The following is a 22,159-nucleotide window of genomic DNA, read 5'->3' as shown; positions in this document are numbered from 1 at the left end:
TGCTCTTTTTATTGGATTGAAGCCGACAGTATACACGCCGCGCCCCTTACAATGCGGGGATGAACCAAGATCATTTCGACGACGAAGCAGAAGACGCCCGCGCTGCGGCCCTGGCCGCCAGCATGGCCGAGCCGCAGACCGGGGCGGGCGACAGCCCGCAGGAACAGCCGCCGCATCCGTATTCGGCGCTCAATCCCGAGTGCGTGCTCGACGCCCTCGACAGCATAGGCTTGCGCGGCGATGGCCGCCTGCTGGCGCTGAACAGCTATGAAAACCGGGTCTACCAGGTCGGCATCGAGGACGACAAGCCGCTGGTGGTGAAGTTTTACCGCCCCGGCCGCTGGAGCGACGCCGCCATCCTCGAAGAGCACGCCTTCACCGAGGAGCTGGCCGCGCGCGAGATCCCGGTGGTGCCGGCGCTGCCGCTGGGCCCGGACCGGGCCACGCTGCATCATTTCAACGGCTTCCGCTTCGCCGTGTTCACCCGCCACGGCGGCCGCGCGCCGGAGTTGAGCGATCCGTCGGTGCTGGAGTGGACCGGGCGCTTCATCGCCCGCATCCACGCGGTGGGCGCGATCCAGCCCTACCAGGAACGGCCGGCGATCGACATCGCCACCTTCGGCACCGAGCCCTGCGAGTTTTTGCAGGCCAATCAGTTTATTCCGGCCGATTTGCGGGAAGCCTACGCCAGCGTCTCGGCGCAGGCGCTGGACGGCGTGCGCCGCAGCTACGAGCGCGCCGGCGAGCTGCCGCAGCTGCGCCTGCACGGCGACTGCCACGGCGGCAACGTGCTGTGGACCGACGCCGGCCCGCATTTCGTCGACTTCGACGACAGCCGCATGGGGCCGGCGATCCAGGACTTGTGGATGATGTTGTCCGGCGACCGCGCCGACCAGGTGCGACAGATGTGCGACATCCTGGCCGGCTACGAGGATTTCTGCGAATTCGACCCGCGCCAGCTGCACCTGGTCGAGGCGCTGCGCACGCTGCGGCTGATCCATTACTCGGCCTGGCTGGCGCGGCGTTGGGACGATCCGGCCTTCCCGGTGGCTTTCCCTTGGTTTAACACCCAGCGCTACTGGCAAGACCGCATCCTGGAACTGAAGGAGCAGATCTCGCTGATGGACGAGCCGCCGCTGCCGATCTAGGGAATTGGCGGGTTTTTCCCGCTCTTCTTGCGGTTCGGCTTGTCTGCCCCCTGCTTGATAATGAGAACTCAGAAGTCCCGGTTGGTGCCGGGACATATCGTCTAGCGAGAACCTCATGCAAGCACAACTGGCCAAACAAGACAGCGCACAAGACAGCGTCACACTGCTCCCCATGGTGTCGCTGCATGATCCGGACGAAGCCACCCACACCCCGCGCGCCGCGATGGAAATGAAGGCTATCCAGGAAGCCATCGCCCGGGTTGAGGCCGAGGCCAAGGCCGCCTGCGCCGCCGAAAGCCGCGCCCACGCCGAAGCCCGCGCCCGCGCACTGGCCGAAGACCGCGCCGCCATGGACGCCGCCGCCGCCGCCGTCGCGCTGCAAAATGCCCAGGCGTCGGAAGACGCGATCGCCGCCAACCGCGAACGCCTCGAATCGCTGCGCGCCGCCGCCCAGGCCAGCGTCGCCCGCCTGGACGCCGTCAAACAGGAAACCGCCGAACTGCGCGCCCGCGTCGAGGCCGACACGCAAATCCGCGTCGCCGCCGAACAGCGCGCCAAGGTCGAGAGCGAAAGCCGCAAGCGCGCGCATGAACAGATCGCCGCCGAATCGGAACTGGCCGAGCAGGCCGCCCGCGCCGCCGAAGAACTGGCGGCACAAACCGAACAAGCCCGCCTGCAAGCGGTGGAGCGCGTGGCCGCCGTGCAGGCCGCCAAGGAAGAAGTGGTCGGTATCGCCTCCGCCGATGCCCGCGTGGCGACGCTGGCGCGCGAACGCGAGCGCCACGCCTACGCCGCCCGCCAGACTGCGCAGATGCTGGTGCAAGCCGAAGCCGAAGCGCTGGACCTGACCGTGCAGCGCGAACGCGCCGACCAGATCGCGCTGGAATCGGCCTTCAATCGCGCCGCCGCCGAAGTGCGCGCGCTGGAAGAGGCCCGCGCCCTGGCTCACCTGGAGCAGGAGCGTGAGCAGATCGCGCTGGCCAAGGCCGAATCCGAACGCAGCGCCGCGCAATCGCTGCATCTGCGTTTGCAAACCGAAAAGGAAATCCGCGACGCGGCTATCCATCGCGAACGTCTGGAAATGGTGGCTGCCGCCAGCGCGCAGGCCCGCCGCGACGCCGACGCCAGCATCCTGGCCGCCACCGAAGCGCGTATCGAGGTGGACAGCCAGCTGCGCGCCGTCGCGCTGGCCCGCGTGCAGGCCGAGCAGGAGGCCGAGCTGCATACCCACGCCAAGGTCGAAGCCGAAGCGCAGGCCCTGGAGCAGGCCAAGCTGCGCCAGGCCGCCGACCAGGCCGCCGCCGAAGCCGCCCGTGCCGATCTGCTGGAGCAGCAGCGCGCCGCCGAGCAGGCCGAGGAGCGCGCCGCCTTGTCGCGTGCCGCCGCCGAGCTGGGCGCCAGCCAGAACGCCGCCGAGCAACAGGAAATCGCCACGCTGGCGCTGCATGTCGAAGCGCAGAACGCCGCCAACGCGCTGGCGCAGCAGAAGGCTGAACAGGCCGAGGTGTTGCTGCGGGCTGAGCAGGCTCGCGCCGCCGCCGAGCAGCAAGCCATCGCCGCGCTGAAGGAAAAACTGGAAGCCGAGCAGGACGCCAGCGACGCCGCCCAGCACCGCATCGCCGCCGAACGCTCGCAGACCGAAGCCTATCGTCAGCAGCAGGAAGCCGAGCAGCGCCTGGCCGCCGCCGCCGACAAGGAAGCCGAAGCCGCCCGCATGATGGCGGAGCAGGTCTCGCGGGAAGCCGAGCAGAAAGCCATCGCCGCGCAGGCGCTGGCGGCGCAGGCCCGTCTTGCCGTCGAGCTGGGCGTGGTGCATGCGGAACGTGCGCGCGTCGAGCAGGAGAAGGCCGCCGCTGCCGAAGCGCTGCTGCTGGCCGAACGCGAATTCGTCGAAACCGAGCGCCAGTCGCTGGCGCTGATCGACCAGAAGCTGACGCAGCAGCGTTTGACCACCGCCTCGGAAATCCGCGCATCGAAAGCCATCGCCGGCCGTCTGGAAGCGGAGCGGAATGTGGCCACCTGCGCACGTCAGCGCGCCGACGCCGAGCAGGCAGAAGCCGACACCATGCACCAGCGCGAGCAGGCCGAACAAGCGGCGACGCAGGCCGTGGCCGACAAGGCCGCCGCGCAGCTGGCCCTGCTGGAAGCCGCCCAGGCGCACGCCGCGATGCAGCGCAAGGTGGCCGACACCACGGCCGCGATGACGGCCGCCAAGCAGAAGTTGCTGGAACTGGAAACCCGTCGCCATGCAGCCGCGCAGAAAGCGCTGGCGGCGGTGCAGGCCAAGGTGGTTGCGGCGGCTGGCGAATGCAAGCAGGCGGAAGAGGGCGCAGTCGTCGCCACGCTGGACGCCGCCCGCGCCCGCAAGGAAGCCGCCCGTCTGGCCCCGCCGGCCGAAGCCGGCAAAGCCGTCTGGCGCGCCCGCTAATCCGGGGTCAAGTCTGACATTCGGACACGAGCTCTACCGTAAAGATCACTACGGTAGAGCTCGTGTCCGAATGTCAGACTTGACCCCGGGTTAGTAACTGTAGCCCAGGCCGACCAGCAACAGGTCGGCGTCGCGGTGATAGTCGGTGACGACGCGGTTCAGCGACAGCGTGCCCACCAGCCGCTTGCTGAAGTGGTAGCGCCCCGCCGCCGACACCAGCCCCGCCTTGTGCGAGCGCGTGCCCGGCACGTCGTGCACTTCGAACGCCAGGTAGGGCCCGATGCCCATGCCCAGTTCCACCTCCCGGTTCAATGACCGGATCAGCCACAGCTGCGTCGCCACGCCGGTGCGGTGCGTGCCGGCCGAGGTGCCCTCGCTGAGTGCGCTGACGGTCCAGTCCACGTATCGCCCCACCGCCCGCCGGTACTCGACGCTGCCCGCCCGCGACCGCTCCGACTCCAGGCTGTTGACGATGCTTTGCCCGGCCAGCACCGTCAGCGTGTCGTCGGTGCTGGCGCCGCCGTCCAGGTGCAGCTTGTCGCCGCGCACGCTGTCGAAACGGTAGCCGCCGCCCACCAGCAGCGACGTGGTCGGATCCTTGGCGCCGCTCGGCACCACCCGGTTCAGCTGCACTTGCGCGTACCAGCGGCTGTCGTCGTGCCAGGTGGCTTGCACGCTGTAGATAGGCGCCCAGCCGTGGTCGTTGATATAGGCCTCACCGCCGCCGCGCGGCCGCGACGTGTCGAAGAAATAGTACTGCCCGGCGCCCACGCCCCACGACCAGCCTTGCTCGTTGATGCGCGAACGCAGCCACACCTGGCCGGAGACGCCGTCCCGGTGGTGGTTGCGCGGATGGCCCTCGTTCAGGTAGCCCAGGCTCAGCGCCAGATAGTCGCCGACCGGCTGCGCGTAGTTGACGCCGACCGCGAACGAATTCTGGTTCTTGCCGCTGACGCGCAGGGCGCCGCCCTGCATCGACAGGTCTTGCGCGTGCGCGGCGGCACCCGTCAGCAGCGCTGCGAGTAGCGGGAGGTAGGAGCGGGGAAGGGACATGGGCGGTTCCGGTTTCGGCAGGCAATACTGCTTAACTTACCGGAAACGCCGCAAAAGCAGCGCCATGTTGACGCTGCGGCAATGATCAAGGCTGGATCTGGACCTTGGTGATGTAGTACTCGGTCTCGCCGAAGCACTGGCTCGGCACGCCCTTGTGCTGGGCGTAGCTGAGGACCACGCGCTTGCCGGTGGCCGCCATCAGCTGCTGGGCGACGGCTTCCTCGCGCACGCTGAATTCGAACTTTTCAGGGATGGCGCCCGGCATCGAGGTCAGCAGGATTTCGCCTTCCCAGGTCTTGCAGACCCAGCCACGGCTGGAGAACTTCTGCAGGTAGCCGGCCCGCTCGCCGTCCGAGTAGGAGACGTGCAGCATGACCCAGGTGTAGGCGGCAAAGATCAGCAGGGCGGCTATCACCAGGCCGATGAGGTAGAGGATTACGCGTTTGGAGGTGGTCATGGATCGCTTGGGTTGAGTGCAATGTTTTTAATCTTATCACGCGGCCAGCCGGCGTTTGTGGCGTATCGATGACCACAGCGATACCGCGATGAAGGCCACGCCCGACAAACCCGTGAACCATTCCGGAATGTGGTACTTGACGCTGGCCAGCATGATCAAGGCCAGGATGCCGATGGCGTAGTGGGCGCCGTGCTCCAGGTAGACGTATTCGTCCAGCGTGCCCTTGTGCACCAGGAACACCGTCAGCGAACGCACGAACATGGCGCCGATGGCCAGGCCCAGCATGATGATGACGACGTCGCTGGTGATGGCGAAGGCGCCGATCACGCCGTCGAAGCTGAACGAGGCGTCCAGCACTTCCAGGTACAGGAAGCCGCCGAAGCTGCCGCGCGCCACCGTCGCCACCACCGCGCCGACGCCGGCTTCGGTGAGGTCGTCGTCGTCTTCCGGCGGATCTTCTTCCAGCAGCGTGCTGATCCAGCCGACCGCCAGGTAGACCACCACGCCGATCACGCCGGCCGCCAGGACCGTGTACTTTTCCTCCACCGGCACCAGGCCGACGCAGCCGAACACCGCGGCCAGCGCCAGCAGCACGCCCAGCATCTCGGTGCCGTGCTGGCCCAGTTTCTTTTCCAGCCAGCCCAGCCAGTGCAGTTCCTTGTCGTCGTCGAACAGGAAGTTCAGGAAGACCAGCAGCAGGAAGGCGCCGCCGAAGGCCGCGACCTGGGCGTGGGCGCCGGTCAGGTGGCGCGCGTACTCGGCGGGGTTGGCGGTAGCCATCTGCCACACGTCCATCAGGCCCAGGCCGGTGGCCAGCGAGACGATCAGCAGCGGGAACAGCAGCCGCATGCCGAACACGGCCACCAGGATGCCGACCGTCAGGAACAGCTTTTGCCAGAACGCGTCCCAATGCCGCAGCACCGAGGCGTTGACCACCGCGTTGTCGAAGGAGAGCGATACTTCCATCACGCCCAGCACGCCGGCGATCCACACCGCTTGCAGCAGGCCGGCGGTGCCGCCATGGTTGTAACCCCACCAGGCGGCCAGCGCCATCAGGACCAAGGTAACGGCGAAAGAGACTCTGAAGTGTTGCATCGTTGTTTTTATAGAAATGTGAACAATGCGGGGATTTTATATTACTTGCTTCCGCCGCTGTGGGGCCATCTGCGATAATTGCGCCACAAAAATGCAAAGGAACCACCGATGGACATCGCTTATCTCGTCACCCCGCTGATTACCTGGATCACGGTCGGACCGATCAAGTTTCTGATCAATAGCGCCAAGGCGCGTAAATGGGCCTTCAAGCTGGTCGGCAACGGCGGCTTCCCCAGCAACCACAGCGCCGTGGTGTCCAGCATGGCGACCCTGATCGCGCTGCGCGAGGGCATCGGCCATCCGGCCTTCGGCGTGGCCGTGACGCTGTGCTTTATCGTGATTATCGACGCCAACAGCCTGCGCCAGCACGTCGGCAAGCAGGCGGCGGCGATCAACCGCCTGGCGGCGGACGAGGGCATCAAGGCCAAGGGCCACACCTGGCTGCGCGAGCGCATGGGCCATACGCTGGTGGAGATCGCCGGCGGCCTGTGCACCGGTATCGCCATCGCCCACCTCATCCACGCCGTGTTCGGCCGCGGCTAACCCCATAAGGCGGGGTCCGACCCCTGTCGCGCCGTGCGGGTTTCTGCGCTCCCGGTTTTGCTGTTCTTTTAGCCGCTCCCGGCTATCCTGAGATTTCACCGTTCATCCCAGTATTTGGCAATTCAGCCACATATTTTGCCGTCCAGTCGCACGTTCATTGACCGTTTCCGGACACTCGGAGATACTCTGCGCCCTGTAGTCTGGCTAACAATTTAAAGCATTCGTGCACCCACGTGCCAATTTCCCGGAGAACTGTATGTTGCGCAAAACCCTTCTAGCTCTCGCCGTCGCTTCAGCCTTGGTTGCCTGCGGCAAGTCCTCCAAGGAGCCTGAAAAGGCGGGCGCCAGCGCCTCGGCCACCGCCACCGCGTCCAAGGATGGCAAAAACGCCACCCCGGCCGTGCTGTCGCTGGCGCCCGAGGATCTGTTGACCATCGAATCGAACGCGCTGGCCTCCGGTCCGGTCATCACCGGTTCGGTCCAGCCCGAGCGCAAGGCCGACCTGCGCGCCGAAGTCAGCGCCGTGGTGTTGCAAGTAATGAAAGAAAACGGCGAGTCCGTGAAGAAGGGCGACATCCTGGTGCGCCTGGATGAAACCTCGATCCGCGATGCGCTGAACTCGGCCGACGAAGCCACCCGCGCCGCCCAGCAGTCGCTGGAGCAGGCCACCCGCATGTTCGAGCGCCAGAAGACCTTGCGCTCGTCGGGCATGGTGTCGACCCAGGCGCTGGAGGATTCCGAGATCCGCCGCAACAACGCCCAGAGCGAGCTGGCCGGCGCCAAGTCGCGCTCGGTCGCGGCCCACCAGCAGCTGACCCGCACGCTGGTGCGCGCGCCGTTCGACGGCATCGTCAGCGAGCGCAAGGTCTCCAACGGCGACACCGCCGCCATCGGCAAGGAACTGATCAAGGTGATCGACCCGTCCAGCATGCGCTTCGAAGGCCTGGTCTCGGCCGACAAGATCGGCGTGGTCAAGGTCGGCCAGCCGGTGCGCTTCCGCATCAACGGCTACCAGAACCGCGATTTCAGCGGCCGCGTGAAGCGGGTCGACCCGTCGGCCAACGCCGTCACGCGCCAGGTCGAGGTGCTGGTCGAGTTCGCCGGCAAGGACATGCCGGGCGTGGCCGGCCTGTACGCCGAAGGCCGCGTCGAATCCGACGTCTCCAATGCGCTGATGATTCCCGATTCGGCGATGGTGGTCAACGGCGACCAGAACTACACCTGGCGCGTCAACGGCAAGGCGCTCAACAAGGTGGTGCTGAACATCGGCGTGCGCGATCCGCGCACCGGCCAGTGGGAAGTGCGCAGCGGCCTGGCCGCCGGCGACCGCGTGCTGCGCGTGCCGAACTCCGGCTACAAAGAGGGCCAGGGCGTCGAACTGGCGGCATCGAAAGTGGCGCCGGCCGGCAACGGCGCGGCCCAGGCCTCGGCCGCGCCGGCGCCGAGCACCGCACCGAAAGGGAACTAATCCATGTTCTTATCCGATTTCAGTATCAAACGGCCGATCGCGACCATCGTCCTGATCGTCGCCATGATGTGCCTGGGCTTGCTGGCGCTGAAGAAGCTGCGCGTCAACCAGAATCCGGACGTCGAGGTGCCGTTCATCATCGTCAGCGTGCCGTATCCGGGCGCCTCGCCCGACACGGTCGAGCGCGAGATCGTCAACCGCCTGGAAAAGCCGCTGCTGGTCATTTCCGGCGCGACCAAGCTCGAGAGCACCGCCAACGAGGGTTCGGCGCAGATCTTCATCGAGTTCAGCTTCAAGAAGAACCTGATCGAGGCGTCCGACGAGATCCGCAACGCGATCGCCTCGGTGCGCTACAAGCTGCCGACCGAGATGCGCGAGCCCATCCTGCAGCGCATCGATCCGGCCTCCGATCCGGTGATGCAGATCTCGCTGTCGTCGACCAGCCAGAGCCACGCCGAGATTTCGCGCCTGGCCGAGGACACCTTGTCCGACCGCTTCCGCGCGGTGGATGGCGTGTCGCAGGTGCAGGTCAACGGTTCGCTCAAGCGCGAGCTGTCGGTGCTGCTGCACGCGGAAAAGCTGCGTGAATATAACGTCTCGGTCAGCGAGGTGGTCAACGCGCTGCGCAACCAGAACACCAATGCGCCGGTGGGCAAGGTGCGCGGCGTGCTGGACGAGAAGAGCATCCGCCTGGTGGGCCGCATCATCACCCCGCGCGAATTCGAGGGCGTGGTGGTCAAGCGCCGCGGCGACGAAGTGGTGCGGCTGGCGCAGCTGGCGACCATCGAGGATGGCTTCGCCGAAATCAACGGCCTGAGCATCCGCAGCGGCAAGCCCAACGTCGGTATCGCCATCTCCCGCTCGCGCGACGCCAGCACGGTGTCGGTGGCGGCCAAGCTGCGCGAGGAAATCAAGGCGGTCAACGCCACGCTGCCGCAAGGCACCAAGCTGGAGATCACCCGCGACGGCGGCGACGATTCGCAGCGCAGCCTGAACAACGTGATCGAATCGCTGGTGCTGGGCGCGGTGCTGACCATCTTCGTGGTGTACGCCTTCCTGAACTCGTGGCGTTCGACGCTGATCACCGCGCTGAGCCTGCCGACCTCGGTGGTGGCGGCCTTCATCGCGGTGTGGCTGTGCGGCTTCACGCTGAACTTCATGACGCTGCTGGGCCTGTCGCTGGCGATCGGCGTGCTGATCGACGACGCCATCGTGGTGCGCGAAAACATCGTGCGCCACATGCAGATGGGCTTCGACCGCCGCACGGCGGCGCTCAATGGCACGGCCGAGATCGGCCTGGCCGTGGCCGCGACCACCTTCTCGATCATCGCCGTGTTCATACCGGTGGCCTTCATGCCCGGCATTTCCGGTGAATGGTTCCGTCCGTTCGCGCTGACGGTGACGTGCTCGGTGCTGGTCAGCCTGGGCATCTCGTTCACGCTCGATCCGATGTTGTCGGCCTACTGGGGCGACCCGGTCGACCACCACACGGCGCCGAAAAAAGGCCTGGGCAAGTTCCTGCAGAAATTCAACGACTGGTTCGACCACCAGTCCGACCGCTACGGCCGCGTGATCGCCTGGGCGCTGCACCATCGTCGCTGGATGGCGGCGATCGCCTTCGGCACCTTCGTCGGCGCCATCGTGCTGCATGCCAAGTGGGGCGGTTCGAGCTTCCTGCCGGCGGCCGACCGCAGCACCATCGCCATCGACGTGCGCATGCCGCCGTCGGGCAGCGTGGAGATCGCGCGCCGCAAGATGGAAACCATCGCGGCCATCGCTCGCACGATTCCTGAAACCAAGGACACCAACTCCAACATCGGCGCCGGCGGCGGCCGCATCTACCTCGATATCGGCAAGCGCCAGTACCGCAAGCGCACCGCCTTCCAGATCGGCGCCGAACTGCGCGAGAAGATGAGCCATATCGCCGGCGCCGAGATTTCGGTCATCGACGACCTGGGCAACTCGGGCAAGCCGGTGCAGATCGAATTCACCGGCCCGGATTCGCGCCGCCTGATGGAGATCACCAACGCCTATATGGACAAGCTGCGCCAGATTCCGGGCGCGGTGGACGTCGGCCTGTCGCAGCAGGATCCGAAGAACGAGTTGCAGATCGAACTCAATCGCGGCCTGGCCAACTCCATGGGCATTTCGGTCAACGATGCGGCGCAATCGCTGCGGGTGGCGTTTGCCGGCGTCGAAGTGGGCGACTGGGTCGACCCGACCGGCGAATCGCGCGACGTCGCGGTGCGCCTGGCGCCGGAAGACCGCGTCAACTCGGAAAACATCGAGCGCCTGCCGATCTCGGTCACGGGCACCAACCAGATGGTGCCGCTGGACCAGATCGCCACGATCACGATGGGCAAGGGTCCGTCCACCATCGAGCACAAGAACGGCAAACGCACCGTGACCGTGTCGGCCAACGTGCAGGGCCGTTCGCCGGGTGAAGTGACCGCCGACGCCATGAAGCTGGCCAAATCGATCGACTTCCCGCCGGGCTATGGCCTGGACCTGGGCGGCGACGGCAAGAACCAGACCGAGCTGTTCACGGAAATGGGCATCGCGCTGGTCATGGGCATCGGCCTGATGTACCTGATCCTGGTCATGCAGTTCGGTTCGTTCACGGCGCCGGTGGCGGTGATGCTGTCGCTGCCGCTGTCGCTGATCGGCGTGGTGGTGGCGCTGCTGATCACCGGCGGCACGCTCAACCTGATGAGCTTTATCGGCGTCATCATGCTGATGGGCCTGGTCGCCAAGAACGCCATCCTGCTGCTGGACGCGGCGCGCAAGCGCGAGGAAGAGGGCTACGGCCGCGAAGACGCGCTGATGTATGCGGGCCGCATGCGTCTGCGTCCTATCCTGATGACCACGTTCGCGCTGATCGCCGGCATGTTCCCGGTCGCGCTGGGCCTGGGCGAGGGCGGCGAGTTCTACCGTCCGCTGGCGATCGCCATCATCGGCGGCACCATCACCTCGACCATCCTGACCTTGCTGGTGGTGCCGACCTTCTACGACAGCATCGAGATCGCCAAGGACCGCGCCATCGCCAAGTTCCACCGCCGCGCCGCGCGCTGGACGGCCGGTCCGGCCCTGGTCATGACCCTGATCGAGGGCGTGCTGACGCTGATCTTCGTGCGTTTCGTGTTCCGCATGGTGATGTGGGTGATCTACAAAGTGACCGGCAAGGGAGGCCGCGCGGTGCCGTCGGGAGCGTTGGACCCGCACTAAGCTGAACTGAAACAGGCCCCTGACGGGGCCTGTTTTTTTTGGGGGGAGGAGGGGCTTACGCCGCCTTGCGTCGGCGCGCCATCCATCCGACCAGCCCCAGGCCGGCCAGCAGCATGGCGTAGCCGTCGGCCTCGGGTACAGGGCTCAGCAGGAAGGCCTGGCTGGCGAACCTGCCGTTGGAAGCGATCCCGACGATCTGACCCAGGTCGTTGATGCCGGTCGCTCTTTGCAACACCCAGCCCTCGCTGGCCAGTTCAGGGCTGAGGTAGCTGTTCAAGTCGACCGCGGTGTCGCCGTTCCACAACGTGGCGTGGTAGATCGTCGAGGCGGTATTACGCGTATAGCCCACCGTCTGGCCGACGTTGTTGATGCCTGTGGCGACGGCGCTGTCCATGCTGCCTGTGCCGAGATCATGCAGCGCTGCGCCGTTCCACAGTACCGCATGATTGGCCAGATTGCCGCTGATGCTGGCCCATCCGGCGATGACGCCCGCGTCATTGATGGCGGTTGCCCAGCTATTCGGTCCGCCCAGAGTGCCGAGGTCGGTGATCGTGCCTGCGCCCGCGCTCCAGCTGACGGCGTGCCGCATACTACCGCTGCTGTTGACAAAAGAGCCGCCGACGATCATCCCGGCGTTGTTAATGGCGATCGCTTCGCTGGTGTTCTTGCCCCCGCTGAGGGAAGCCAGTACGGTAGCCTGGGCGCCGCTCCACACAATGGCCTGCGTAGCGATCTGGCCGGGCAGCGATCCAGACGCATACCCGACCACCGTTCCTGCGTGGTTGATGCCGAAGGCCATCGAGTCGGTGCCGGTGGGGGGCAAGTCGGACGGCTGGCCGCCGGCCCAGCGGGCCGCCTTCGACACAGAACCGAACTGCGCATTGCCTGCGACCTGGCCCAGATCGTTGATGGCGTTGCCGTTGGTCGGAGCGCCGCCCCAGTTCAGGTAGGTAAGCGTCGAACCGCTCCAGATGACGGCTTGACCGTCGATATTGCCGGTGATCTGGCCAGCGCGGTTGATCGACGTGGCGCTCGAACCGGCGCCGCCATTGAATGGCGTCAGTTGGCTCAGGCTGTACTGTGACGTTGCGGCGGTGGCGCTACTGGCAAAGGCCACCAGTATCGCCACGGTCAGTGTTGCCATTACAGGTACTCTGGCGTGCATAGTTTCTCCATGGCTGCAGCGGCGTTGTGAAATTAGTAATTGTAATTATTGCTTTACATTTTATGCAAAACATTCGATGCAATTCGACCTGGGCGCGCCGGAAATCGATAAGTCGTTGTTTTTTGACACTAAATAAAAAACTCCGTACCCCTTTTTTGACTTCTGGTATGCAGAGCAAGTGCTCGGTTACAAGTGTTTAATTAGAATTTTTCCTCTAACGGCTTGCCTTTTTATTCGTTTTATAAATGTAGTATGCTGCCTCTCTTCCTGCACCGGGTTCGGCGCAAGAATCCAGAAAAAACCTGGCGCTCCGCGCCAACCTATAAAAGTGAGACCACAGATGCAACACAAATACCTCCCCCTGATCATTGCCGCCGCGCTCGGCGCCATGTCCGTGAGCGCCCAGGCATCCGGTTATCGTTTCGGTTCGCAGAGCGTGGCCGGCCAAGGCACGGCTGAATCCAATGCCGCCGAAGCCAACGATGCCACCACCATCTTCTCCAACCCGGCCGGCATGTCCCGCCTGGATGGCCTGCAGATCACCGCCGGCGCCACCGTGGTCGTACCGCACTCGACCTTCACCGACAGCGGCTCGACCCGCTTCACCGGCACCCCGACCGGCGGCACCGCGGCCAGCGACTATGTACCGAGCTCGGTCACGGCGCCATCGTTCTACGCAAGCAAAAAACTGAACGACCAGTGGGCCGTCGGCCTGGGCATGTTCGTGCCATACGGTACCAAGATCCAATACGGCAACACCTGGACCGGCCGCTACGCGCTGTCCGACGTCAAGCTGGAATCGGTCACGCTGAACCCGTCGGCTTCGTTCAAGCTGAACGAACACCACGCCTTCGGCTTCGGCATCGACGCCGAATTCATGAAAGCCAATCTGGGCCAGGCCGTGGACGTGCCGGGTTCGGTCGCCGCGCTGGCCGGTACGCCGAATTCCGCCGCGCTGGCCAAGCAGATCGCTGCACTGGGCGGCAACCCTGCGCTGCTGCGCGCGACGCGCGACGCCCACGGTTCGAACGACGGCAAGGACTGGGGCTGGGGCTTCAACCTGGGCTATCTGTTCACGCTGGACCAGAACACCCGCTTTGGCGTGTCGTACCGCTCGCCTATCGTGCACAAGCTGCGCGGCAGCACCGTGTGGGACTTCTCGAAAGTGACCGACGACCCTATCGTCAACGGCGTGCTGCAGGCCGCGTCGCACAAGGTCAACTCGGCCGCGCTGGTTGAGCTGCGCACCCCTGAGACCCTGTCGGTCAACGCCTTCCACCAGTTCGACTCCAAGTGGGCCGGCATGGCGGACGTGACCTTCGTGCGCCACAACCGTCTGGGCGACCTGGACATCCAGTTCCCGGGCACCTCCGAAGGCGCCGAAGTCATACGCCAGCAGTGGAAGAACACCGTGCGCGTTTCTCTGGGCGGCAACTACGCCTACAACGAAAACCTGACGCTGCGCGCCGGCGTGGCCTACGACCAGTCGCCTGTGCAGAACGCCGAGCTGACCCACCCAGCCCTGCCGGACAGCGACCGCATGCAGTACTCGATCGGCGCCAACTGGAAGCTGAGCCCGCGTTCGTCGATCGACCTGGCGTACAGCTTCCTGGACTTCAAGGACGCGAACATCAACTACACCAACAAGTGCAACCCGCTGGCCACCACTTGCACGGGTAACGGCGAAACCACCCGCGGTACTTATCAGACCCATCTGTCGCTGATCGGCATCGCCTACAACTACAAGTTCTGATACCGGACTGCGTAGCGCAAAGGGCCTTCGGGCCCTTTTTTTACGCCTATTGATTCGTGGTCGGCGGTGGTGCGCTGCTGTTCTGCGCCGGCGGTGTGGTGGCCGGCGCCGGCGCTGGCGTGGTGGTGTCCGATGGCGTGGCCGGCGTGGTCACGCTGGGCGTGGGCGGCTGGTCGGCCGGGCGCTTGTTGCAGCCGCCCAGCAAGGCCAGCGACATGGCGGCGCCCAGTAAAAGACGGAAGGTCAAGGTAGTCATCATTTTTTCCTTTCAATGCAGGGAAAAAATTAGACCGTGCTGGCGGCCGGCGGTTCCCTTGGCCTGCGCCGGTTATTATTGAATAGATTTGACGTGCAGCAACAATGCTAAGCTGGCATTCTTTGTTCAGAGAAACCAGATGACCATGACTTTACTGAAAAAAACCGCACCGATGGCGGCGGCTTGCCTGCTTGGCTTGACCTTGACCGCGTGCGGTGGCGGCGGTGGCGGCGCATCGAACGTGGAGGTGGCCCCGGCGCCGGTCGTCGCCAGCTTCCCGGTCCAGCAAGGGCTGGCCTACGCCTTCACGCACGGCCTGCAGTCGACGCTGACGGTCTCGGGCAGCACCACCAATGGCTCCACCACGTATCCGCTGACGGGCACGCTGACGTACACGCTCGGCGCGGTCGTCAATGCGACGTTCAACGGCGCCGCCGTGCAGCAAGCCACGGAAACGCTCAGCGGAACCATCTCCGGCAATGGCACGACGAGCCCGCTGACCACGTCCAGCCAGCTGTATGTGAACGCCCAGTACACGCCGGTCGGCTCGAATGAGAGCGGGGCTTATTGCGTTGCGAGCAGCACGGCAGCCTATCCGGCCACCGCCACCGCCGGGCAGACCGGCGACCTGGCGTCGTTCAGCTGCTACACGGACAGCACCAAGCGCACGCTGACCAGCACGCAAAAGATCACCTATGTCACGACCGCGGGCAGCGATGGCAACAGCCTCAATTTCCAAATGCTGAGCAACGTTTTCGATGCGACGAATAAGTCGCTGGGCTCTACCGGCACGACCTACACCATCTCGGCGGCAGGCATACCGAAGCTGACCCGGATCCAGCTGACGGAAACCGTCGGCGGCATCAGCTTCACCATCGACGCAAAATAAGCGCGGCTCAGGCGGCCTTGCGGTCGCTGTCGATGGGCAGGTCGGCGTCGTCGTTGAAGACGCGCACGTCGGTCTCGCCCAGCACGCGGCTGGCGACGGTGCCGGCGGTGATCGAGCCGCTGACATTGAGCGCGGTGCGGCCCATGTCGATCAGCGGTTCGATCGAGATCAGCAGGCCGGCCAGGGCCACCGGCAAGTTCATCGACGACAGCACGATCAGCGCGGCAAAGGTGGCGCCGCCGCCGACGCCGGCCACACCCACCGAGCCGATGGTGATGATGGCCAGCAGCGGCGCGATAAAGCCCAGCGTGAACGGATCGACGCCGACGGTGGGCGCGATCATCACCGCCAGCATGGCCGGGTAGATGCCGGCGCAGCCGTTCTGGCCGATGGTGGCGCCGAACGAAGCGGCGAAGTTGGCGATGCCTTCCGAGGTGCCCAGGCGCAGCGTCTGCGTCTGCACGCTCATCGGGATGGCGCCGGCGCTGCTGCGCGAGGTGAAGGCGAAGGTCAGCACCGGCAGGATTTTCTTCACGTAGCGCGCCGGATTGAGGCCGGTGCCGGCGACGATGGCCAGGTGCACGCAGAACATCAGGATCAGCGCGCTGTACGAGGCCAGCACGAAGTCGATCAGGTGCAGGATGTCGGTGTAGCTGGAGGTCGACACCACCTGCGCCATCAGCGCGAACACGCCGTAGGGCGTCAGCCGCAGCACCAGCGTGACGATGCGCATGACGATGGCGTGGGCGACCTGGATGAAGTGCTCGAAGGAGGCGTACAGGTCCGGCTTCTTGTCGTGGATGCCGGTGGCGGCGATGCCGATGAACACCGAGAAGATCACCACCGCGATGGTCGAGGTCTTGCGCCCGCCCGTCATGTCGAGGAAGGGATTGGCCGGGATGAAGCTCAGCAGCATGCCCGGCAGCGAGATCGCCTGCGCCGCCTCGACCTTGCCCTGCAGGTAGACGCCGCGCGCGATGTCGGCGGCGGAGGCGGTCAGGCCGACCGCGCTCAGCTGGAACAGCTTGGCCATCAGGATGCCGAGGCCGGCCGCGATCAGCGTGGTCAGCATCAGCATGCCGATGGTCAGCGCGCTGATCTTGCCCAGCGAATTGATGCCCTTGAGCTTGAGGATGGCGGACACGATGGACACCATGATCAGCGGCATGACGATCATCTGCAGCAGCTTGACGTAGCCGGAGCCGACGATGTCGAGGTAGTCGCCGGTGGTCTTGAGCTCGGCCGCGCCGGCGCCGTAGCGCGCCTGCAGCGCCGCCCCCAGCAGCACGCCCAGCCCCATGCCGGTGAACACGCGCACCGAAAAGGACGCATGCTTGCGCTGCTGCGCATAGAGCAGGCCCAGCAGTGCCAGCGCCGCCAGCAGGTTCAGAATTACGTTGATCGTCATGAATAGCCCCTTGCCGCCAGGTTAAATAGTCACACATCATCACCGGCCGTAACAGCCGGTAGCTGGGCCCGGTAATGAATCGGTCATTTTATATGCGATTACCGATATACAGGCCGCCTCCATCGACTAAAAGACGAATATTTGGCTATATTGGTATGCGATTTTTGTATATCAACAGACGTTGCAACGATGCATGTTTGCCTCTGGAAATTTCCATCAAACCGCCCGAAACGAAGGCGTACAATTTGTTACATGCCGTTGTCCACCGGGGAGTGATGTATGGCCATAGCAAACATGAAAGTCGGTACCCGGCTCAGCCTGGGGTTCGGATTGGTCCTGGCGCTGCTGCTCAGCGTGGCCTCGCTGGGTGTGTACAACATGAGCACCATCAACGCCAAGCTGGATAGCATCGTCGGCCTGAACGTGGCCAGGGGCGACCTGGTGCAGGAAATGTCGGAGTCGGTGCACATCGTGGCGCGGGTCACGCGCACGGTGGTGCTGCTGAACGACCAGGCCGCCATCGAGAGCGAGCTGGCCAAGCTGCACACGGCGCGCGCCCACTACAACAAGGCCGCCGAGGCGCTGGGCCGGCTGCCGGCGACGGCCAAGGGCCTGGAGATCCGTGCCCGCATCGCCGCCGCCGGCCAGGAGGCGCGGCCGCTGACCGACAAGGTGGTGGCGATGGCCAAGGCCAACCAGGATGCCGAAGCCACCGAGGTGCTGATGAAGCAGGCCGGTCCGGCCACGCAGCGCTGGCAGGATGTGATGGACGAGTACGCGGCGCTGCAGAAGGAAAACAACCAGGCCGACACCGCCGCCGCCACCACCGCCTACCAGAGCGCGCGCGTGCTGATGCTGGCGCTGAGCGGGCTGGCCATCGCGGTGGGCGCGTGCGCCGCCGTGGTCATCGCCCGCACGCTGCTGCGCCAGCTGGGCGGCGAACCCGATTATGCGGCCGGCATCGCCAGCCGCATCGCCGCCGGCGACCTGACCGTCAGCGTCGACACCCGCAGCGGCGACCAGCACAGCATGCTGCACGCGATGAAGCTGATGCGCGACGCGCTGGCCGGCATCGTCAGCGAGGTGCGCAGCGGCACCGAGACCATCGCCTCGGCGTCGAGCCAGATCGCCAGCGGCAACCAGGACTTGTCGGCGCGCACCGAGCAGCAGGCCAGTTCGCTGGAAGAGACGGCGTCGTCGATGGAGGAGCTGACCAGCGCGGTGCGCCAGAACAACGACAACGCGCGCCAGGCCAACCAGCTGGCGCAATCGGCGTCGGCGGTGGCGCAGCAGGGCGGGGCGGTAGTGTCGCAGGTGGTCGACACGATGGGCGCGATCAACGATTCCTCGCGCAAGATCGTCGACATCATCGCCGTCATCGACGGCATCGCGTTCCAGACCAATATCCTGGCGCTGAACGCGGCGGTGGAGGCGGCGCGCGCCGGCGAGCAGGGGCGCGGCTTCGCGGTGGTGGCGACCGAGGTGCGCAACCTGGCCCAGCGGTCGGCCTCGGCGGCCAGGGAGATCAAGGCGTTGATCGGCAATTCGGTCGAGAAGGTCGAGATCGGCAGCAGGCTGGTCGAGCAGGCCGGGCAGACTATGAGCGAGGTGGTGGCCAGCGTGCAGCGCGTGACCGACATCATGGCCGACATCAGCAGCGCCGGCGACGAGCAGAGCGCGGGCATCGAGCAGATCAACCAGGCCGTCAGCGAAATGGATACGGTGACGCAGCAGAACGCCGCCCTGGTGGAGGAGGCGGCCGCGGCGGCTGAATCCATGCAGCAGCAGGCCGCCAAGCTGGAGCGCGTGGTCAGCATCTTCCAGCTCGGCGCGCAGCCGCGCGCGGCGGCGGTGCGGCCGCTGAAGATGGCGCCGCGTCCGGCCGTGGTGGCGCGCGGGCCGGCGCCGAAGCGGTTGGGCGGCAAGGTCGCGGCGGCCGGCGCCGAGGGCGGCTGGGAGGAATTCTGAGCTTTCCCTGTCGCGCCCGTTTCGCTTATATAATCGCAGCACGTTCATATCCATGGAAGCGCTGCGATGAAATCCTTGTTGGCCCTGATGTTAGTTTCGACCGCGGCGATGGCCGATGACGGCGCCATGCTGCGCTGCCGCCAATTGACCGACGCGCCCGCCCGCCTGGCGTGCTACGACGCGATACAGCTGGGGGCACCGGTTGCTGCTGCTGCTGCTGCTGCTGCCGGCGCGGCGCCTGCGGTGGCGGCGGCGCCCACCCGTGCCGACCTGGAGCGCAACTTCGGCAAGGAGCAGCTGGCGGCGCCGGTCAAGATCGATTCCATCGAGACCAGCATCAACGGCGAGTTCGACGGCTGGGTGCCCAACCAGCGCATCCGCCTGGCTAACGGCCAGGTGTGGATGATCGCCGACGACAGCCAGGAAAACCTCAGCCTGAACAACCCCAAGGTCAAGATCGAGCGCGGCCTGATGGGCGCGATCTTCATGGACATCGACGGCGCCCGCACCGCCCCGCGCGTCAAGCGCGTCAAGTAGGGCCGGCCGGCAGCCAGATATCGAAGCGGGTCGTACCCTGGCCGGTGGCGGCCAGGCGGTAGCTGTAGCCGTGCCGGTTCAGCACTTCGCGCACGAACAGCAAGCCTATGCCCTGGCCGCCTTTCTTGGTGGTGAAGAAGGGCGTGAACAATTGCCGCGCCGGCACTTCGCCCAGCAGGTTGCCGCTGTCGATCACCGATAGCCGCACGCCATCGGCCCCGGCCTCCAGCACGAACTCGATCGCCTTCTCGCCGGCGCCGTCGGCATGGCCGGCTTCCACCGCCTCCATCGCATTCTTGACCACGTTGAGCAGCGCCTGCTCCATCAGGTGGCGGTCCATGGCGATGGCTGGCACCTCGTCGCAGCGCTGCCAGGCCAGGCGGATGCCGCGGCTGCGGCAGGGCTCGCGGTACAGGTAGAGGATGTCGTCCATGATGTCGCGCACGGCGTTGGGGCGCAGCTCCGGCGCCGGCATCTTGACCACCCGCGTGAAGCGCTCGATGAACTCGCCCAGGCTGACGTTGCGCCGCTTGACGGCGACGATGGCGGTGCTGAAGTCCTCGCCGTCGCGCTCGGCCAGCTGGCTGCGGTAGTACAGCAGCGAATCGAGCACCGAGCCGGTGGCCGCCACGGTGTTGTTGACCTCGTGCGCCAGTACGCGGATCAGCTTGTCGTACGTGGCTTTCTCCGAGCTTTCCAGTTCCTGCGTCAACTCCTCCACCAGCAGGAAGTGGCGGGCGAAGCCGCGGTCGTGGAAGTGGCCGCGCTGGCCACGGTAGCGGCGGCCGTCGGTGTCGGTCAGCAGCTGGCTGTCGCCCAGCGGCAGCGCGTCGAGCTGGGCCAGCAGGCCGGGGTAGTCGCGGTCGGCGTCCGCCGGCAGGCAGGCGGACAGCGGCTTGCCCCTGGCGTCGTCGCGCTTGAGCAGCGCCTGCGCGCTGGCGTTGAGCAGGCTGATGCGTCCATCGAAGTCGAACACGATGACCGCGCTCGGCGTGGCCTCCAGCAGGCGGTCGAGGAAGCCCTGTTGTTCGCCCAGTTGCAAACGTTCCTGGTACAGCGCGCCCAGCATGGTGTTGAACAGCTGGACCAGATCGTTCAACTGCGGATCGCCGCTGTGCTGCAGCCGCGCCGCGTAGTGCTGGTCTTGCAGCAGGTCGTGGAAGTGGCGGGTGTAGCTCAGCGGCTCCAGCGCGCGCCGCACCAGCCGCACGCCCAGCACAAAGCTCAACAGCACCGCCAGCTCCAGGCCCAGCATCAGCAGCGGCGCCTGGCGGAACAGGGTGATGGTCAGGCCGAGGAACAGCAGGTGGGCGCAGCCGAGGTAGGCGTACAGGCTGGGACGCAGTTTCATGCGCGCTCGCCGTCCGCCGCGTCGCCGCCGCCCAGGCCGTGCCGCTCCAGCCGCCGGTACAGCGCGGTGCGGCTCAGGCCCAGCGCCTTGGCCACGCGCGAGATATTGCCCTGGTGCTGCTCCAGCGCCTTGGCGATCATGTGGCGCTCCACCTGTTCCAGCGTCATGCCGTCGACGCCCAGGCGCAGGCCGCCCACCGCGCCGCCATGCTCGTGCTGCTCGGCGGCGATGAAGTCGGCCTGTTTCAATTCGCTCTTGCCGACCAGCAGCAGCGTGCGCTCCAGCGTCTGCTTGAGCTGGCGGATATTGCCCGGCCACGGCTGCGCGCTCAGCCACTCCAGCGCGGCCGGCGCGATGCTGGCCGGGCCCAGGCCGTAGCTGGCCGACACCTGGCCGAGGATGTGGCGGGCCAGCAGCGGGATGTCGCTGCGGCGCTCGCGCAGCGGCGGCAGGCGGATGGTGATCAGGTTGAGCCGGTAGAACAGGTCTTCGCGGAATTCGCCGGCGGCCACCAGCTCGGCCAGCTCGCGGTTGGTGGCCGACACCACGCGGATGTCGGCCCGCTCCATGCGGCTGGCGCCCACCGCCTGGTAGGTCTGGTCTTGCAGCACGCGCAGCAGCTTGACCTGGTCGGAGCGGTTCAACTCGCCGATCTCGTCGAGGAACAGCGTGCCTTCGTGGGCGCTGGCGACGTGGCCCTTGCGGTCGGTCTTGGCGTCGGTGAAGGCGCCGCGCACGTGGCCGAACATTTCGCTTTCGAACAGCGAGGGCGTGATCGCCCCCATGTTGATCTTGACGATGGCCTGCTCCGCGCGCGGGCTGTTGCGGTGCAGGGCGTCGGCGATCAGCTCCTTGCCGCAGCCGCTCTCGCCGAGGATCAGCACCGGCGCCTTGGTGGCCGCCACCTGGCCGATGGCGGCCAGCACCTTGAGCAGGCGCGGATGCTCGCCGACGATGGCGCTGAAATCGAACTGGGCGTCGAGCGCGGCGCGCGTGGGGCAGGCGGCCGGCGCCGGCGCGGCGGTGTCGAGCGTGGTGCGGATCAGCTCCATCAGCTGGGCGTTGTCCCAGGGCTTGGTGAAGAAGTTGGCGGCGCCGGCCTGCACCCCCTTGACCGCCAGCGCGATCGAGCCCCAGGCCGTCATCAGCAGCACCGGCAGCGCCGGGTGCCGCTGCTTGATGTCTGCCAGCAGCTGCAAGCCTTCCTCGCCGCTGGTGCGCAGCGAGAAGTTCATGTCCTGCAGCACCAGGTCGACCGGCTGGCGGGCCAGCAGTTCCAGCGCCTGCCGCGGATCGTCGCAGCACTGGGTGTCGAAGCCGGACTGCTTGAGCAGCAGCGCCAGCGACACCTGTACCGCGCTGTCGTCGTCGACGATGAGGATGCGTTGCTTCGGAGATTCCATCAAATCAAACAG

Annotated in this window: 17 protein-coding genes; 9 read left to right on the top strand and 8 right to left on the bottom strand. The window is 66.0% G+C overall.

Features of this window, described 5'->3' with window-relative positions; genetic code table 11:
* Positions 1 to 59 precede the first annotated feature (59 nt).
* Together DUGA2_RS29380 and DUGA2_RS29375 are read left to right on the top strand one after the other, a co-directional pair.
* A complete protein-coding gene (locus tag DUGA2_RS29380) occupies positions 60 to 1,148 on the top strand; it encodes a serine/threonine protein kinase (protein ID WP_070272894.1) in 1,089 nt (362 codons plus the stop codon).
* A gap of 115 nt (positions 1,149 to 1,263) precedes the next feature.
* Positions 1,264 to 3,576 (top strand): hypothetical protein, encoded by a 2,313-nt coding sequence (locus DUGA2_RS29375; protein WP_070272893.1) that lies wholly within the window; start codon positions 1,264 to 1,266, stop codon positions 3,574 to 3,576.
* 90 nt (positions 3,577 to 3,666) lie between these two features.
* Here DUGA2_RS29375 and DUGA2_RS29370 read toward each other — a convergent pair whose 3' ends face one another.
* The 3 genes from DUGA2_RS29370 to DUGA2_RS29360 all read right to left on the bottom strand — a co-directional run bounded on the left by DUGA2_RS29370 (position 3,667) and on the right by DUGA2_RS29360 (position 6,181).
* Positions 3,667 to 4,629: a hypothetical protein gene (locus tag DUGA2_RS29370; protein ID WP_070272892.1), complete on the bottom strand. Its 963-nt coding sequence runs from the start codon at positions 4,627 to 4,629 to the stop codon at positions 3,667 to 3,669.
* An 85-nt stretch (positions 4,630 to 4,714) separates the two neighbouring features.
* Positions 4,715 to 5,086: a hypothetical protein gene (locus DUGA2_RS29365; RefSeq protein ID WP_008446623.1), complete on the bottom strand. Its 372-nt coding sequence runs from the start codon at positions 5,084 to 5,086 to the stop codon at positions 4,715 to 4,717.
* A gap of 36 nt (positions 5,087 to 5,122) precedes the next feature.
* A complete protein-coding gene (locus DUGA2_RS29360; protein WP_070272891.1) occupies positions 5,123 to 6,181 on the bottom strand; it encodes a DUF475 domain-containing protein in 1,059 nt (352 codons plus the stop codon).
* A gap of 108 nt (positions 6,182 to 6,289) precedes the next feature.
* Between DUGA2_RS29360 and DUGA2_RS29355 the strand changes: the two genes are divergently transcribed.
* From DUGA2_RS29355 to DUGA2_RS29345, 3 genes are all read left to right on the top strand, one after another.
* Complete coding sequence (locus DUGA2_RS29355; protein WP_070272890.1) at positions 6,290 to 6,724, top strand: divergent PAP2 family protein; 435 nt, start codon at positions 6,290 to 6,292, stop codon at positions 6,722 to 6,724.
* A gap of 256 nt (positions 6,725 to 6,980) precedes the next feature.
* Positions 6,981 to 8,192, top strand: coding sequence for an efflux RND transporter periplasmic adaptor subunit (locus DUGA2_RS29350; RefSeq protein WP_070272889.1), 1,212 nt, complete (start codon positions 6,981 to 6,983; stop codon positions 8,190 to 8,192).
* 3 nt (positions 8,193 to 8,195) lie between these two features.
* Entirely contained in the window at positions 8,196 to 11,417 is a 3,222-nt protein-coding gene (locus DUGA2_RS29345; protein ID WP_070272888.1) for an efflux RND transporter permease subunit, read from the top strand.
* Between the two features lie 55 nt (positions 11,418 to 11,472).
* Here DUGA2_RS29345 and DUGA2_RS29340 read toward each other — a convergent pair whose 3' ends face one another.
* The gene (locus DUGA2_RS29340) at positions 11,473 to 12,561 is read right to left on the bottom strand and encodes an FxDxF family PEP-CTERM protein (protein ID WP_070272887.1); all 1,089 of its coding nucleotides are present in this window, start codon (positions 12,559 to 12,561) and stop codon (positions 11,473 to 11,475) included.
* Positions 12,562 to 12,922: 361 nt separating this feature from the next.
* On the opposite strand from DUGA2_RS29340, the gene DUGA2_RS29335 reads away from it, so the two are divergent.
* Positions 12,923 to 14,335, top strand: coding sequence for an OmpP1/FadL family transporter (locus DUGA2_RS29335; protein WP_070272886.1), 1,413 nt, complete (start codon positions 12,923 to 12,925; stop codon positions 14,333 to 14,335).
* Positions 14,336 to 14,381: 46 nt separating this feature from the next.
* Here DUGA2_RS29335 and DUGA2_RS29330 read toward each other — a convergent pair whose 3' ends face one another.
* A complete protein-coding gene (locus DUGA2_RS29330) occupies positions 14,382 to 14,591 on the bottom strand; it encodes a hypothetical protein (RefSeq protein ID WP_070272928.1) in 210 nt (69 codons plus the stop codon).
* A gap of 139 nt (positions 14,592 to 14,730) precedes the next feature.
* Here DUGA2_RS29330 and DUGA2_RS29325 point away from each other — a divergent pair, with 139 nt between their 5' ends.
* Positions 14,731 to 15,480, top strand: coding sequence for a hypothetical protein (locus DUGA2_RS29325; RefSeq protein ID WP_070272885.1), 750 nt, complete (start codon positions 14,731 to 14,733; stop codon positions 15,478 to 15,480).
* 7 nt (positions 15,481 to 15,487) lie between these two features.
* Here DUGA2_RS29325 and DUGA2_RS29320 read toward each other — a convergent pair whose 3' ends face one another.
* Positions 15,488 to 16,888 carry an L-cystine transporter gene (locus tag DUGA2_RS29320; RefSeq protein ID WP_070272884.1) on the bottom strand — a complete coding sequence of 467 codons (1,401 nt, stop codon included), beginning with the start codon at positions 16,886 to 16,888 and terminating at the stop codon, positions 15,488 to 15,490.
* Between the two features lie 279 nt (positions 16,889 to 17,167).
* On the opposite strand from DUGA2_RS29320, the gene DUGA2_RS29315 reads away from it, so the two are divergent.
* Positions 17,168 to 18,856: a methyl-accepting chemotaxis protein gene (locus DUGA2_RS29315; RefSeq protein WP_070272883.1), complete on the top strand. Its 1,689-nt coding sequence runs from the start codon at positions 17,168 to 17,170 to the stop codon at positions 18,854 to 18,856.
* A 66-nt stretch (positions 18,857 to 18,922) separates the two neighbouring features.
* Positions 18,923 to 19,393 (top strand): hypothetical protein, encoded by a 471-nt coding sequence (locus DUGA2_RS29310; protein WP_070272882.1) that lies wholly within the window; start codon positions 18,923 to 18,925, stop codon positions 19,391 to 19,393.
* On the opposite strand, the gene DUGA2_RS29305 is transcribed toward DUGA2_RS29310, so the two are convergent.
* Positions 19,386 to 20,744 carry a PAS domain-containing sensor histidine kinase gene (locus DUGA2_RS29305; RefSeq protein ID WP_070272881.1) on the bottom strand — a complete coding sequence of 453 codons (1,359 nt, stop codon included), beginning with the start codon at positions 20,742 to 20,744 and terminating at the stop codon, positions 19,386 to 19,388. The two genes, DUGA2_RS29310 and DUGA2_RS29305, sit on opposite strands and share 8 nt — an antisense overlap.
* Positions 20,741 to 22,147, bottom strand: coding sequence for a sigma-54 dependent transcriptional regulator (locus DUGA2_RS29300; RefSeq protein WP_070272880.1), 1,407 nt, complete (start codon positions 22,145 to 22,147; stop codon positions 20,741 to 20,743). Before DUGA2_RS29300 ends, DUGA2_RS29305 begins: the two co-directional genes overlap by 4 nt.
* Positions 22,148 to 22,159 lie beyond the last annotated feature (12 nt).

The sequence above is a fragment of the Duganella sp. HH101 genome (assembly GCF_001758795.1).
GTDB classification, from domain to species: Bacteria; Pseudomonadota; Gammaproteobacteria; order Burkholderiales; family Burkholderiaceae_D; genus Rugamonas; species Rugamonas rivuli.
The sequence above is the reverse complement of the archived record's forward strand: the minus strand, read 5'-3'. Positions and strand labels throughout refer to the sequence as shown.

Bases quoted from the DNA above. Each gene is read 5' to 3' on its own strand.
- DUGA2_RS29380 (WP_070272894.1), top strand. From the start codon at position 60: ATGAACCAAGATCATTTCGACGACGAAGCAGAAGACGCCCGCGCTGCG.
- DUGA2_RS29375 (WP_070272893.1), top strand. From the start codon at position 1,264: ATGCAAGCACAACTGGCCAAACAAGACAGCGCACAAGACAGCGTCACA.
- DUGA2_RS29370 (WP_070272892.1), bottom strand. From the start codon at position 4,629: ATGTCCCTTCCCCGCTCCTACCTCCCGCTACTCGCAGCGCTGCTGACG.
- DUGA2_RS29365 (WP_008446623.1), bottom strand. From the start codon at position 5,086: ATGACCACCTCCAAACGCGTAATCCTCTACCTCATCGGCCTGGTGATA.
- DUGA2_RS29360 (WP_070272891.1), bottom strand. From the start codon at position 6,181: ATGCAACACTTCAGAGTCTCTTTCGCCGTTACCTTGGTCCTGATGGCG.
- DUGA2_RS29355 (WP_070272890.1), top strand. From the start codon at position 6,290: ATGGACATCGCTTATCTCGTCACCCCGCTGATTACCTGGATCACGGTC.
- DUGA2_RS29350 (WP_070272889.1), top strand. From the start codon at position 6,981: ATGTTGCGCAAAACCCTTCTAGCTCTCGCCGTCGCTTCAGCCTTGGTT.
- DUGA2_RS29345 (WP_070272888.1), top strand. From the start codon at position 8,196: ATGTTCTTATCCGATTTCAGTATCAAACGGCCGATCGCGACCATCGTC.
- DUGA2_RS29340 (WP_070272887.1), bottom strand. From the start codon at position 12,561: ATGGCAACACTGACCGTGGCGATACTGGTGGCCTTTGCCAGTAGCGCC.
- DUGA2_RS29335 (WP_070272886.1), top strand. From the start codon at position 12,923: ATGCAACACAAATACCTCCCCCTGATCATTGCCGCCGCGCTCGGCGCC.
- DUGA2_RS29330 (WP_070272928.1), bottom strand. From the start codon at position 14,591: ATGACTACCTTGACCTTCCGTCTTTTACTGGGCGCCGCCATGTCGCTG.
- DUGA2_RS29325 (WP_070272885.1), top strand. From the start codon at position 14,731: ATGACCATGACTTTACTGAAAAAAACCGCACCGATGGCGGCGGCTTGC.
- DUGA2_RS29320 (WP_070272884.1), bottom strand. From the start codon at position 16,888: ATGACGATCAACGTAATTCTGAACCTGCTGGCGGCGCTGGCACTGCTG.
- DUGA2_RS29315 (WP_070272883.1), top strand. From the start codon at position 17,168: ATGGCCATAGCAAACATGAAAGTCGGTACCCGGCTCAGCCTGGGGTTC.
- DUGA2_RS29310 (WP_070272882.1), top strand. From the start codon at position 18,923: ATGAAATCCTTGTTGGCCCTGATGTTAGTTTCGACCGCGGCGATGGCC.
- DUGA2_RS29305 (WP_070272881.1), bottom strand. From the start codon at position 20,744: ATGAAACTGCGTCCCAGCCTGTACGCCTACCTCGGCTGCGCCCACCTG.
- DUGA2_RS29300 (WP_070272880.1), bottom strand. From the start codon at position 22,147: ATGGAATCTCCGAAGCAACGCATCCTCATCGTCGACGACGACAGCGCG.